Below are 13,249 nucleotides of genomic sequence, written 5' to 3'. Positions count from 1 at the left end.
CATGACCGGCAGCGTGACGGCCCCGCGGGCTCGTCGAATGAAGGGAAGGTTATGCCCGTTTTTGTCAAAGGAACATCAAAAAGCGGTGGGCGAATCGTTTATCTGAAGCTCATACAGCCACTGTTCAGACTTGTGCCGTTTATCCCGTTTTTTAGCGTAAGAGCGCGACAGAAGTGCCGCGCTTTATATTAAGTAGATTTCATTGTTTAGTTATTTTGTTGAACTTTATTCATTTTCAAGGCCGTTTCATTGATTGACTTACCTGCTACTGAATCCATTGTTTCCAAAGCCAACCCGTTGACCCTGTATCTGGCGCGTCTGGCGCCGTCCAGCCAGTTGACCATGCGTTATGTATTGCAGGACGCCGCCGACCGTCTGGACTTCGAAGACATGAACATCGAAGAGATTCCCTGGCATCAACTGCAACCCGAGGATGTCGTTGCACTGGTGGCGACCTTGCGCGAAGACGGCTACGCGCCGAACACCTCGTCGCTCTACGTTAACGCGGTGCGCGGGGTGATGAACGAAGCGTGGCGCATGAGCCTGATCAGTCAGGAGCACCTGCTGAAAATGCGCTCGGTCAAAGGCATTGCCGGCACGCGACTGTCCCAGGGGCGCAACCTCAAGCGCACCTTGATTCGCGACTTGATGGAGGTCTGTGCCGCCGACTCTCGGCCACAAGGGCTCCGGGACGCGGCAATCATCGGGATTCTGTACGGTTCGGGGATGCGCAAATCGGAATCGGTGAATCTGGACTTGGCCCAGGTGGATTTCACCGAACGCAGCCTGTGCGTCACCGCCAAGGGCAACAAACAGCTGATCAAGTACGCGCCAGCCTGGGCCTTCGCCAAACTGGATGCGTGGCTGGAGTTGCGGCGTTCGCAGTTGAAGGAGGGCGAGACGGATGATCTGTTCCTGTTCAACCGCATCCGCCGTGGCAGCCACATTACCCGCGAGCGCATCACCAAGCATGCGATCTACTACATCGCCCGGCAACGCGGCGCACAGGTCGGGGTGAAAATCATGCCGCACGATTTCCGACGGTCGTTCATTACCCGAGTGATTGAAGAGCACGATCTGTCGATTGCGCAGAAACTGGCCCATCACAGCAACATCCAGACCACCGCCAATTACGATGTGCGCGACGACAATGAACGCCGTCGCGCAGTGGATCGCTTCGACCTTTGACGGCGGGTTTCAGACGATATCGTCGATCAGAATGTGGCTTTGGGCACGGCTGCATTTCTCGATCCGCGCTTCGACTTTGTAGACCTCACGCAGCATCTGCTCAGTGATCACTTCATCGCTGGGCCCGCTGCCGTGGCTGGTACCGTTGGCGATGACCAGCACCTGATCGGCGAAGCGCAAGGCCTGATTCAGGTCGTGGATCGCGATGAACACGATCACCTCGCGTTTGCGCGCCAGTGCGCGCATGAAGTTCAACACTTGCACCTGTCGATGCATGTCGAGGGCGCTGGTCGGTTCGTCCATTAGCAGGATTTCCGGCTCGCGCACCAGGGTTTGTGCAATCGACACCAGCTGTTGCTGGCCGCCGCTGAGTTCGCCGAGGTTGCGAAAGGACAGGTCGGTGATCCCTAGCGCGCCGAGAATATCGTCCACCAGTCTCAACTCGTCGTTGTGTACGACCCAGCCCGGCGTCAGCTGTTTGCGCGCCAGCAGTACTGATTCGTAAACCGTCAGGCGGGCGCTGGCATTCAGGCCTTGGGGCATGTAGCTGATGCCTTGTGAGCCTTTTTTCGAGTCTTGCAGAATGACTTGGCCTGGCCCATCGATCAGCCCGGCCATGCGTTTGAACAGGGTCGACTTGCCCGCCGCGTTCGGCCCGACCACGGCGACCACCTGGCCACCGGTGAAGGTCGAGGTGGTCACGCCGCAAATGATCTCGCGCAGGCCGTAGCGGGCGCCGAGGTTCTCAAGCTGGATCTTCACCATGAGTTTTTCTTCCCGCTGAGAATCAGAGATATGAAGAACGGCACGCCGATCAGCGAGGTGACCACGCCAATGGGAAATATCGCGCCCGGGATCAGGGTTTTACTGACCACTGAACTGGCGGACAGAATCAGCGAGCCGGTCAGCAGCGAGGCGGGTAAAAAGAACCGCTGATCTTCACCAATCAGCATCCGCGCGATGTGCGGCCCGACCAGCCCGATAAAGCCGATGGTGCCGACAAATGCCACCGGAAACGAGGCGAGCAGGCTAACCATGATCAGCGTTTGAAAGCGCAGGCTGCGCACGTTGATCCCGAAACTCGCGGCCTTGTCATCGCCCAGGCGCAGGGCGGTCAAAGCCCAGGCACGTTTGGCGAAAATCGGCAGGGTGATCAGGATCACCAGGCAGATCACCCCGAGTTTTGGCCAGGTGGCTTTGGTCAAACTGCCCATGGTCCAGAACACCACCGCCGCGACCGCTTGTTCGGTGGCGAAGAATTGCACCAGCGCCAACAGCGCATTAAAGGTGAACACCAGCGCAATGCCGAGCAGCACGATGGTTTCTGCAGTCACGCCACGGCGCATGCTCAGGAAGTGGATCAGCAGCGCGGACAGCATCGCCATGATGAAGGCATTCACTGGCACCATGTACTGCGCCGCCAACGGAAACAGCGCCACGCCGAAGGCCAGGCCCATGGCCGCGCCGAAACTGGCGGCGGCGGAAATACCGAGGGTGAAAGGGCTGGCGAGGGGATTGTTGAGGATGGTCTGCATCTGCGCGCCGGCCAGCGATAACGCCGCGCCGACCGCCACCGCCATCAGCGCCACCGGCAGACGGATTTCCCACATCACCACCCGCACTTGCGCCGATGCGGTGTCCGGTGAAAACAGTGCATTGAGTACTTCGCTCAAGCTGTAAGTGGCGGGGCCCAGGGCCAGATCCAGCAACACGCTGCACACTAGCAACACCACCAACGCCGCGAGAATCAGCCGTTTGCGCAGCACCAATTGACGATACGTGTCGCGTTGTACGATCTGCGCTTCGCCCAAGGAGCTCATTGACGGCTCTCCTTAAGGCTGACGAAGTAACCCGACTCGTACGGTACCGGCAGGAATCGCTCATGCAGTTCGCGAAACGAGGCGTCGGGATCGAGGTCGGCAAACAGTGTCGGGTGAAACCATTTGGCGAGTTGCTGGATGGCCACGAATTGGTAAGGGCTGTTGTAGAACTGGTGCCAGATCCCATGAAACGCTTGGGTGCCCTGAGCCTTGATCCCGGCATAAGCCGGGCGCTGGGTGTACCAGGCCAGTTTGCGTCGGGCCTCTGTGAGGTCGGCGCCCGGGCCAACGCCGACCCAACGGCCGTTGGGCGCAAAGGCTTCCCAGTTGGCGCTGGTCACGACCACCTGATCCGGGTTGGCGACAATCACCTGTTCAGGGTTCAACTGGCCAAAGGTGCTCGGAATGATTCCTTTGGCGATGTTCTTGCCGCCGGCCATCTCGACGAAACGACCGAAGTTCTCGTTACCGAAACTCAGGCAGCAGTCGTCGGTATAACCGCCGATGCGTTCGATGAACACGTTCGGGCGCGGCGCTTGGCTGGCCTTGATGACGTCGGTGACGCGGCGGATCTGCTGGTTGCGAAAATCGATGAACGCCTCGGCGCGCGCTTCCTTGCCGAACAGCTTGCCGAACAGGCGCATGGTCGGTTCGGTGTTGGCCATCGGGTTGTTGCGAAAATCGACATAGACCACCGGAATGCCCAAGGCGTCGAGTTTCTCGATGTAGCGGGCGTCTTCGGTGGCGTGTTGGGCTTCGATGTTAAGGATGATCACGTCGGGCTGCTGGGAGATCGCTTGCTCAATGTCGAACGTGCCGTCTTCAAAGCCGCCGAAGGTAGGGATCTTTGCAATGTCGGGGAATTTGCGCAGGTAGGCGCCGTAGGTGTCCGGGTCAGACTGAATCAAGTCTTTGCGCCAACCGACGATGCGCTCGATCGGGTTCTGCGTATCCAGTGCGGCGACCAGGTACAGCTGACGACCTTCGCCGAGAATCACTCGTCTGACTGGAAGGTGAACCTTGACCTTGCGTCCCAGCAAGTCGGTCACCGTGACTGCTGCAGGGTCCTGAACCGCGGCAACCGCGTTGCGCGGCGCCAGTGAAAAAAACAACGCCACGCCCAGCAGTCCTGCCAATAGCAGGGCAACGAAGGCGTGGCTGTGTCGATGAACAGATGCCATGGTTGAAGCCTTTACAGGGTCAGCCCGAGCAGCGGCTCAGGCCACTGCTCGGGCTGAACGTTTTCAGAAATCGACGGTGGCCGACAGTTGCAGGGTGCGCGGCGAACCTTGGGAGAAGGCGCCGTAAGACGCGACACCGGACCAGTACTCACGATCGAATACGTTCTGCACCGTCGCCCGGAACGTGGTCGGGTGTTCCGCGATGCGCGTGGCGTAACGCGCTCCGACATCGAAGCGGGTCCATGGATCGAGTTCCTGGGTGTTGGCCTGGTTCACGTATTGGCTGCCGGTGTAGATCGCGCCGCTGGTCAGCGTCAAACCTTCGACCCACGGGGTGTCCCATTCGGCCCAGAGGTTGGCCTGAACCTCGGGTACGCCCACCGGTTTGTTGCCACGGTTGGCGGCAGTGCCGGTTTTGGTCAGTTCGGCGTCGAGCAAGGTCACGCCACCGAGCAGCCGCGTGCCCTGGGCGATTTCACCGAACACGTTCAACTCCACGCCACGGTTGCGTTGTTCGCCTTCCACCGAGAACACGCCGTTGGCCAGTTCGCCGCTGGGCTTCTTGATCTGGAACAGGGCGAGTGTGGAGGTGAAGGTACCGTAGTCGACCTTGACCCCGACTTCCTGTTGACGGGAGATGTAAGGCGCGAAGATTTCACCCGAGTTCGAGGCCGTGGCCGGTGCGATGTCGCCTTTGCTCAAGCCTTCGATGTAGTTGTAGTAGAACGAAACGTGATCCCAGGGTTTGACCACCACCCCGAACAGCGGCGTGGTTTCGCTTTCATCGTACGAGGTGGTGACCACACCGGCGGTGTTGTAGTTATCGGACTTGATGTTCTGCTTGCGCAAGCCGAGGGTGACCTGCAAGCGTTCGTCCATCATCGACAGGGTGTCGGCCAGGGCCACACCGGACAGTTCGGTCTCGGAGACTTTCAGCGCATCGGGGCTGGCAATCGACGGTTTCGGACGGTCGACCGGGTGATACATGTTCGACAGAACCGCCGGCCCGGAGTTGATGCCCCGGGACAACTCGTCACGGTAACGGGTGACTTGCACGGTGGTGCTGTGGCTGATCGGGCCGGTGTCGAAGCGCAGGCGGGCACCGGCATCGACGGTGTAGCGCTCGACTTCGAATTTGTAATAGCCGGGAACCGACCGCGTATCGCCAGCGCTGTTGAGGATGGTCGGGGTCTGGTCGGACATTCGCGCGACATCCGACTTGCCGCCGCCGGCGTGGGCGAACACGGTCAGGGCGTCGTTGAGGTCGTACTCGGCGCCGAGCAGGGCCGATTTGTCACGGGTTTCAGACCAACCCCAGTCCTGGCTGACGTTGGTACGGCCATTGGCTGCGGAAGGAATGTCCACGCCGGAAGCAATGAGGAACGGCCGTGACGCGCCGTCGAACTCCTCCTTCTGGCTGATCAGGTCCAGGGTGGTGCGCAGTCGCTCACCCTGATAATCCAGCGAGATCGAACCGATATCGACATCACGGGATTGATCGTCGATGGCGGTGTCGCCTTGCTGGGTGCTGCCGTTGATGCGCACGCCGAACTGGCGTTCCTCACCGAAGCGCCGACTGACGTCGATGTGCCCACCGATCTGCGAGTCCATGGCATAGCCGGCGGTGAACCGGGTCAAGTCTTCATCGAGAGAGCGCTTGGGCACCACGTTGATCACGCCACCGACGCCGCTGTTGGGTGACATGCCGTAGAGCAGGGCGCCAGGGCCTTTGATTACTTCGATGCGTTCGGCGTACTCGGTGAACACCCGATAGTTGGGGGCCACGCCATACACACCGTCGAACGCCAACTCACCGAGGTTGCCTTCACCCACCGGGAAGCCGCGGATGAAGAACGAGTCGACGATGCCGCCGGTCTGGCCTGTGGAGCGTACCGAGGAGTCGCGCTCCAGCACATCGGCCACGGTGACCGCCTGCTGATCCTTCATCAGTGCCGAGGTGTAGTTGCTGACGCTGAAGGGCGCGTCCATCACATCCTTGTTGCCCAGCAGACCGAGGCGCCCGCCACGAGCGACCTGACCGCCAGGATAAGCCGGCGGCAGGCTGTTGGTACGAGCGTCGATGCCGTTGACCGTGGTTTCGTCAAGGGTCAACCCGCCTGCACTGTCGGCCGGACGCGGTGCCAAGGTGTAGCTGCCGTCATTGCGCGAGACGATTTCCAGGCCACTGCCGGCCAGCAATCGGCTGAGCGCTTCCTGCGTCGAGTAAGTGCCCGACAGGCCCGGGCTGGTCAGGCCTTCGGTCATCGAAGGTTGAAACGACAGGGCAATGCCGGCGTCGACGGCAAATCTCGACAACGTTGCACCCAATGGCCCCGGCGCGATGTTGTAGGCACGGGTGGCGGTGGCATCCTGTTGTACCGGCGCGGCGGCGGAGGCAAACGGGCTGGCGACACCGGTCAGGGCAAGGCTTAGCAACGCGCTACGGACAGCCAGTTTCAATGAGCGATCCGAACACTGAGGGCGTGCAACGAACATGGAGTGATGACCCTTTCGACGAGGTTGAGAAGTTCTTCCTTCCCTAGCCAGTCGAGATCAAAAAAAGTATCACCTGCGCCGCAATTTTTTTTGCGGGGCGTTTTTGCAAAGCGTTTTGGCGAGACTTTTTTCGAGCTTAGGCAGGAGAAAGCGTGACCCAATAGCCGCTTAAATGCCCGGTGGCGATCACCGGGTACGTTTGCACGAGCATGTTCAGGGTGCGTTGGGTGTCGCTGATGGGGAAGGCGCCTGAAATGCGCAGATCGGCAATGCCCGGGTCGCAGCGTACGAAGCCTTTGCGATAGCGCGCCAGTTCGGCGAGGAAGTCGGCCAGACGTACGTTGTCAGCCATCAACATGCCTTGAGACCAGGCGCTGACGGCGCTGTCCACCGGGTTCAACCGGCCAAAGGCTTGCGCGGAAAAATCGGTGCGTTGCCCGGCATTGACGATTAATGGGGCGACGTGGCTGTCACGGGGCAATTCGACTCTGATTGCGCCGTCCAGCACGGCAAGGTGGGTGCGGGTCTGCCATTCGCGAACGGTAAACCGTGTGCCCAAGGCCTGCATGCGCCCCTGACGGGTGCTGACCAGAAAGGGCCTGGCCTGGGGCAATACATCCGGCGCGGTTTGCACCAGAATTTCGCCTTCGCGCAAGTTGATCAGTCGCTGGTTAGCGTCGAACAGCACGTCGATGGCGGTGTCGGTGTTCAGGGTGATGCGCGAGCCGTCGGCCAGGGTCATTTCACGACGTTGGCCCACGGCAGTTCGGTAGTCGGCCGTCCATTGCTGCGATTCCATCAGCTTCCAGCTGCCCCAGCCGGCGGGGAGTACCGCGAGGATTGTTGCCAGTTTTGCCAGTGCGGTGCGTCGTTCCGGATTGCTTGGGCGGTCCAGCGCCGACATCGCAAGCGACGGCGGCAGCCCGCCGAGCTTGCTTTGCAGCAATTGCGCACGAGCCCAGGCGCGATGCCGTTCGGGGCTGCTGACCCGCCAGCATTCCCACTCGGCACGCTCGGTTTCATTGAAGTCGCTTTCGCTCAGACGCATCAGCCACTCGGCAGCTTCTTCGAGAATTCGCGGATCGATTTGCGCGTCACCGTGGCGAGTCGACATTCACTCCACCAGCATCAGGCATTGTACGAAGGCCTGCTTCATGTAGCGCTTGACGGTAATCAGCGAGACGCCCAGTTGCGTGGCGATGTCCTCGTATTTCAGCCCGCCGATTTGCGACAGCAAAAACGTACGTTTTACCAGCGGCGGCAGCGAGTCGAGCATCGCGTCGATTTCGTGCAGGGTTTCCAGCACCATGAAGCGCAGTTCGGGGGAGGGCACTTCAGGCGCGGGCAACAACGCCAAGGCATCCGGGTAGGCGCGTTCGAGCGCCTTGCGCTGATACCAATTGACCAGAATGCCCTTGGCCACGCAGCTCAAGTAAGCCCGGGGCTGCTCAATAACCGCGACCCGGGAAGCAAGTATGCGAGTGAAGGTGTCCTGTGCAAGATCAGCCGCATCCATGGCGTTGCCCAGTTTTTTGCGCAGCGTGGCGTACAGCCAGCCGTGATGGCCGCTGTACAGGGCCTCGATCATGCGCAGATGATTGTTGTGGGTCGCGGGCAGGGTATCGCTCATGGATGATAATTTTTAGCGATTGAGAAGTATTCCCAATGCTAGGTTACTGTGGCCCTGCGGCGCAAGAGGCGCCTTCAGGATCAATCGCCGGGAGGCACCTGGCTCGGCTGCATCACCACCGGCCGATAGCGCAGGGCGATAATCGGAATCAGCGCAACCATGTAGGCCAGGCAAACAAACAGATAGGTGTACTGCAAGCCATAAACCTGGCTGAGCAAACCACCGGCCGAGATGCCCGCGATGGAGGCGAATTGCGCGGTGCTTTGGGCAATCCCCAGCACATAACCCTGCTGTGAGCTGTCGGCGGTTTTCGAGATCAGTGCCATCAGCACCGGCGTCGTCGCCCCCAGCAGCACGCCCCACACGAAGTAGGCAATGACAAACACCGCCGGGTTGCGGGTGATGCCGGCCATGGCGGTCAGGCCGATGCAACCGATAACAATGTAGGTGATGCGGTGCAGGGTTTCCTGCTGGCTACGGTGTTCGAAGTAGCGCGACCACGGCGTCGCCGAGATGATGAAACCCAGGGCCAGCAAGCCGTAGCACAGGCCAACCACCGAGTTACTGACCTCGAATACCGAGCTGACATACAGCGAGAACGAAGTCTGCGGCAGCATCCGCGCCAGCAGCAGAATCCCCATCACGCCCAGCAACGACAGCAGCGGTGAACCTTGCCACACGCTGCGTGAGCGGCTGACTGGCGCCGCGGCATCCACCACCGGGGTTTTCTTCACTGGCGGCACATCCGGCAAGGTCACGGCCGCCACCACGGTGCAGATCGCACAGAGGGCCGCGGCAATGATATTGATCCAGAAAAAGGTCGCGTAATCGAGGATCAGCCCGCCGGCCACGGCACCGAGCAACGAACCGACGTTGGTGGATATTTGCAGGATTGCAAACAGCCGCGCCCGACGTGAAGGCGCTTCGATGCTGACGCCGTAAGCCTGGGCCGGGGCGATGTACCCGGCGAACGCGCCCTGCAAAAAGCGCAGGAGCAGGATCACCCAGATATCGCTGAAGAGGGCCAGCCCAAGCTGGGTCAATGACAAACCGGCCAAGGCGCGGATCATCATCAACTTGTGGCCATACCGGTCGCCGATACGGCCCCAGAATGCACTGGTCAGAATAATGCCCAGCATCGGCCCGACGTAGACGGCGATGCTGGCGAAGCTGAACACCGACTCCGACGACGTCAGCCCACGCAGGTGGACGGGCCAGAACGGCCCGCTCATTTCCATCGCGCCCATGGAGATGAGCTGGATCGCGAACAGAAGATAAATCAGGACTCTTACGCTCGAACCCTGAAGGGTACCTGTATGGGACATCGGTCAGCCTCGGTGGTTGGACGGCATCCTACGTGCTTTGCCATCGAGGGAAAACCACACCGGCATTTCTTGCGCATTCGCTACTTGACCGACGGACAGCCCTGCGAAGCGCCCATTACGGATTGGCTAATGGCAGCAGCTAACCGTTTCACATTGTTCTGATGGGCTACCACCAGATCGTCGATGCTCGGGCCGGAAGGGGTCTGCAATGTGCTGCGACAGGTGACCATTGCGGCATCGCCGTTGCCGAGACTGCGCAGGCGCCATCTGACGTCGATCAACGCATATTGGCCGGGAATCGAATCAAAGCGCTGAACGTCCAGACGCAACGACACTCTGCGTTGCAGGTTATTGTTGACCAGTTGATCGACAAGGGCGCTGCGTAGTTCGTCCACCAGACTCGCGCCCCACCATTCTGTTTCGAGGATTGCGAGGCCGGCGTTGCCCTGACGAATGACGATCTGCGGGCGGTCGACCTGGGGCGGCACGGTGATCGCTTCGATCTGAACTTCCGCGCCGCTGCTGCTTGCGACGCCCGGTTGGGCCGGGGTCAGGGTGTGGAACCGAATCGGCTCGCTGCTGCACGCGGTGAGCAACAACAACGCGGTGACCAGCGTGATCTTTAGCGAAAAAGCCATGGTGTTGCTCCTGTGGTCAGTTGCGCGGTGGCGGCTGCAAGTCTATCGGCGCGGCATTGTCGGGACGGCCGCGAATCAGCGATTCCGGGTTCCGGCCCAGATAATCCGAGAGTTCACGCAACGAGCGTGACATGCGCCCGAGTTCGTTCAGGGTGTCGTTCAGTTGTTCCCGTTGCGGCGAATCGTCGGCGAGGGTCGAGCTGGCCGATTGCAAAGTCTTGCTGACGTCCGCCAGGGTGGTTTGCACGCCGGGCAGGGTCCTGGCGTTGAACTGTACGAGGCCCTTGCGCAGTTCGACGAGGTTGCTGTCGAGATTGCCGGCGATGCGTTCGATTGGCAGCTGATTGATCTTGTTGACCATGCCTTCCAGTTTTTCCTGCAACTGCTCGAGGCTGCCAGGAATGGTTGGAATAACGACGGGGCGGGCGGTTGGGTCGAACACGACTTTCTCGGCTTTGGGGTAGAAGTCGAGCGCGATGTACAGCTGACCGGTCAACAGATTGCCGCTACGGGCCTGGGCCCGCAGGCCGTTTTCGATGAAGCTGCCCATGAGCTTTATGCTAGCGGCTTCGTCTTCAGGATTATGCTTCAAGGCCTCGAGCATTTTTAAATGAGCCTGGCCGAGGCGTTGCGGGTAGATCACGATGCCGACATTGAGCGGAAAGCTGCGTTTTTTTGCGTCGAAATCCAGATTGATCGACACGACTTTGCCGAATTCCACGCCGAGAAACTCCACCGGTGCATCGATCTTGAGCCCGCGCAAGGCCTGATCGAAACGCAAGCTCAAGTACTGCCCCTTACCGTGGGGCGGGGCGAGGGCGGTTTGCGGATCCTCGAACAGGTCGAAGGTCTTATTCTCGCTGGCCGGCTGATCGTTGGGGCTGTATTCCGGTGCGCGAAACGCGATGCCGCCCACCAACAAGGACGACAAGGACTCGGTACTCACCGCAAAACCGTTGGCGCCGACGTTCACATCAATACCACTGGCGTTCCAGAACCGGGTGTTCTCGGTGACGTAGGCGTCATTGGGCGAGTGCACGAAGATTTCGATGTTCACCCCTTTGCCGTCGGCATCGAGCGCATATGCGACCACTTGCCCGACCGGGATCTTACGGTAGTAAACAGGGGAGCCGATATCCAGCGAGCCGAGGTCCTGAGTGTGCAGCATGAAGCGTTTACCCGGTTCGCCATAGGTAATGGGCGGCGGGTTTTCCAGACCAATAAAGTGTTTGGAACGGGCATTGGCCTGGCCGATGTCGGCGCCAATGTAATCGCCTGACAGCAGGGTATCGATGCCCGAGACGCCACCGGCACCAATGCGTGGTCGCACGACCCAGAATTGCGAATCTTCGCGGGTGAAGCTTTCAGCCTGTTTGTCGAGTTTGATCGTGGCGTTAACGCTTTTTTGATCGTCGCTCAGCTTTACTTCCGACACATGGCCGATGACCACATTGCGATACTTGACCTCGGTCTTGTTGGCCGTAAGGCCGCTACCGGTCTTGAACGTGACAGTGATGGTCGGGCCTTCCTGCATCACGTTGTGTATCACCAGGGAGATCCCCACCAGCACCGCAACGATCGGCACGATCCACACCAGCGAAACGCTGAAGCGACGGGTTTTGATACTGGCCTGGCCAGGGGCTTGCGGCCCATCAGTGGCTTGCGACTTCATCCGTGAGCTCCTCGTTTTGTGGTTTTCCCCGCGCCTTATCCCAGATCAATCGCGGGTCGAAACTCATCGCCGACAGCATGGTGAATACCACCACCAGACCAAAAAACAGAATGCCCAGGCGCGGTTGAATATCGCCCAGAGCCTGGAATTTAACCAGTGCGGCGACCAGCGCGACCACAATCACATCGAGCATCGACCAGTAGCCGATCAGCTCGACGAAACGGTAAAGCTTCGAACGCTCCTTGCGCGCCCAAAGGCTGCCGCGTTGCACCGTGATCAGCAGCAGGGAGAGGGCAACGAACTTGATGCCCGGTACCGCGATGCTGGCGATGAAAATAATCAGGGCAATGTCCCACGCACCATGTTCCCAGAACTCCAGCACACCGCTCATGATGGTGCTGTCGGAACCGCTGCCAAACAGGCTGGTGTTCATGACCGGCAGCAGATTGGCCGGGATGTAAAACACCAATGCGGCCAGCAGATAGGCCCATGTGCGGGTCAATGAATCGGCTTTACGGGCATGCAGTGGCGCGCCACAGCGTTTGCATTCATGAGGGTTGTCGGTGATGTCGCAAGCCAGGCCGCAGCTATGGCACAGGCACAGATTGAGTTCGCTGGCGAGCGGTGGCCTGTTCATAGGATGTCCCACAGTTCACGGACATCGCGCCCGGCGATGCGAATCAACAGCAGGCTGAGAACGGCCAGGGCAAACAGGCCGATGCCGGGGATGACATCCAGCAACCCTGCGAGTTTGAACACCGCGACCATTGCGCCCAGCAGGCAGACCTCGAGCATGCTCCAGGGCCTGAGGGTTTCCAGCCAGCGCATGCACACTTTGAAACCGGGCGAGCGCCGATGTACGAGGGCGAAGCTCAGGACCCAGATCAGCAACACCAGTTGAAAAAGCGGCGCGATGATGATGGATATCGCCGCCACCAGCGCAATAAAGGTGATCGGCCCCTGGCTCAATGCCAATACCGAATCCCACAGCGTCGCACTGTTTTTCAGGCCCTTCATGCTGATGCTCATGACGGGATAGAAGTTGGCGAAAATCCACAGCATCGCCGCCGTGAAGGCCAAGGCCAGACGCTGCTCCACTGATAACGCGTTATAACGCTGGAGCACGCCGCCGCAGCAGGTGCACAGGGCTTTTTGATGTTTGGCGAGCGTGACTTTTTCATACACGCAGTCGCAGTGCTCGCAGATGATCAGTTGGTCAGTCGTAGCCATAGGCCGCACTCGCCAGGAGACAGGAAAGTCAGAGCACCCCCTCAATATAGAAGTGACTCGCGATTGAGC

12 protein-coding genes are annotated in these 13,249 nt (G+C 59.9%); 1 reads left to right on the top strand and 11 read right to left on the bottom strand.

Going from position 1 to position 13,249, the window contains the following annotated elements; translation table 11 throughout:
* Nucleotides 1–249: 249 nt before the first annotated feature.
* The gene (gene xerC, locus F6R97_RS01210; protein ID WP_038983250.1) at nt 250–1,188 is read left to right on the top strand and encodes a tyrosine-type recombinase/integrase; all 939 of its coding nucleotides are present in this window, start codon (nt 250–252) and stop codon (nt 1,186–1,188) included.
* A gap of 9 nt (nt 1,189–1,197) precedes the next feature.
* On the opposite strand, the gene F6R97_RS01205 is transcribed toward xerC, so the two are convergent.
* From F6R97_RS01205 to F6R97_RS01155, 11 genes are all read right to left on the bottom strand, one after another.
* Nucleotides 1,198–1,953, bottom strand: a complete 756-nt coding sequence (locus F6R97_RS01205) for an ABC transporter ATP-binding protein (protein ID WP_038983251.1) — start codon at nt 1,951–1,953, stop codon at nt 1,198–1,200.
* A complete protein-coding gene (locus F6R97_RS01200) occupies nt 1,947–3,008 on the bottom strand; it encodes an iron ABC transporter permease (protein ID WP_315865861.1) in 1,062 nt (353 codons plus the stop codon). The genes F6R97_RS01205 and F6R97_RS01200 overlap by 7 nt, the downstream gene beginning before the upstream one ends.
* The gene (locus F6R97_RS01195) at nt 3,005–4,189 is read right to left on the bottom strand and encodes an ABC transporter substrate-binding protein (RefSeq protein ID WP_038983253.1); all 1,185 of its coding nucleotides are present in this window, start codon (nt 4,187–4,189) and stop codon (nt 3,005–3,007) included. Before F6R97_RS01195 ends, F6R97_RS01200 begins: the two co-directional genes overlap by 4 nt.
* A 63-nt stretch (nt 4,190–4,252) precedes the next feature.
* Nucleotides 4,253–6,685: a TonB-dependent receptor gene (locus F6R97_RS01190; RefSeq protein ID WP_038983254.1), complete on the bottom strand. Its 2,433-nt coding sequence runs from the start codon at nt 6,683–6,685 to the stop codon at nt 4,253–4,255.
* Between the two features lie 136 nt (nt 6,686–6,821).
* A complete protein-coding gene (locus F6R97_RS01185; RefSeq protein ID WP_038983255.1) occupies nt 6,822–7,799 on the bottom strand; it encodes a FecR domain-containing protein in 978 nt (325 codons plus the stop codon).
* Complete coding sequence (locus tag F6R97_RS01180) at nt 7,800–8,315, bottom strand: sigma-70 family RNA polymerase sigma factor (RefSeq protein ID WP_315865860.1); 516 nt, start codon at nt 8,313–8,315, stop codon at nt 7,800–7,802. It lies immediately after the preceding gene.
* An 80-nt stretch (nt 8,316–8,395) separates the two neighbouring features.
* On the bottom strand, nt 8,396–9,640 hold the full coding sequence (locus F6R97_RS01175; protein WP_038983257.1) for an MFS transporter: 1,245 nt from the start codon (nt 9,638–9,640) through the stop codon (nt 8,396–8,398).
* 80 nt (nt 9,641–9,720) lie between these two features.
* The gene (locus tag F6R97_RS01170) at nt 9,721–10,278 is read right to left on the bottom strand and encodes a membrane integrity-associated transporter subunit PqiC (RefSeq protein ID WP_038983258.1); all 558 of its coding nucleotides are present in this window, start codon (nt 10,276–10,278) and stop codon (nt 9,721–9,723) included.
* Between the two features lie 16 nt (nt 10,279–10,294).
* Complete coding sequence (locus F6R97_RS01165; RefSeq protein ID WP_038983259.1) at nt 10,295–11,950, bottom strand: intermembrane transport protein PqiB; 1,656 nt, start codon at nt 11,948–11,950, stop codon at nt 10,295–10,297.
* On the bottom strand, nt 11,931–12,587 hold the full coding sequence (locus F6R97_RS01160; RefSeq protein ID WP_038983260.1) for a paraquat-inducible protein A: 657 nt from the start codon (nt 12,585–12,587) through the stop codon (nt 11,931–11,933). The genes F6R97_RS01165 and F6R97_RS01160 overlap by 20 nt, the downstream gene beginning before the upstream one ends.
* Nucleotides 12,584–13,180 (bottom strand): paraquat-inducible protein A, encoded by a 597-nt coding sequence (locus tag F6R97_RS01155; RefSeq protein ID WP_038983261.1) that lies wholly within the window; start codon nt 13,178–13,180, stop codon nt 12,584–12,586. The genes F6R97_RS01160 and F6R97_RS01155 overlap by 4 nt, the downstream gene beginning before the upstream one ends.
* Between the last annotated feature and the right edge of the window lie 69 nt (nt 13,181–13,249).

The sequence above is a fragment of the Pseudomonas sp. JV414 genome, from assembly GCF_032424305.1.
In the GTDB taxonomy this organism is placed as follows: Bacteria; Pseudomonadota; Gammaproteobacteria; order Pseudomonadales; family Pseudomonadaceae; genus Aquipseudomonas; species Aquipseudomonas lini.
This window is presented reverse-complemented; position numbering and strand designations above follow the sequence as displayed.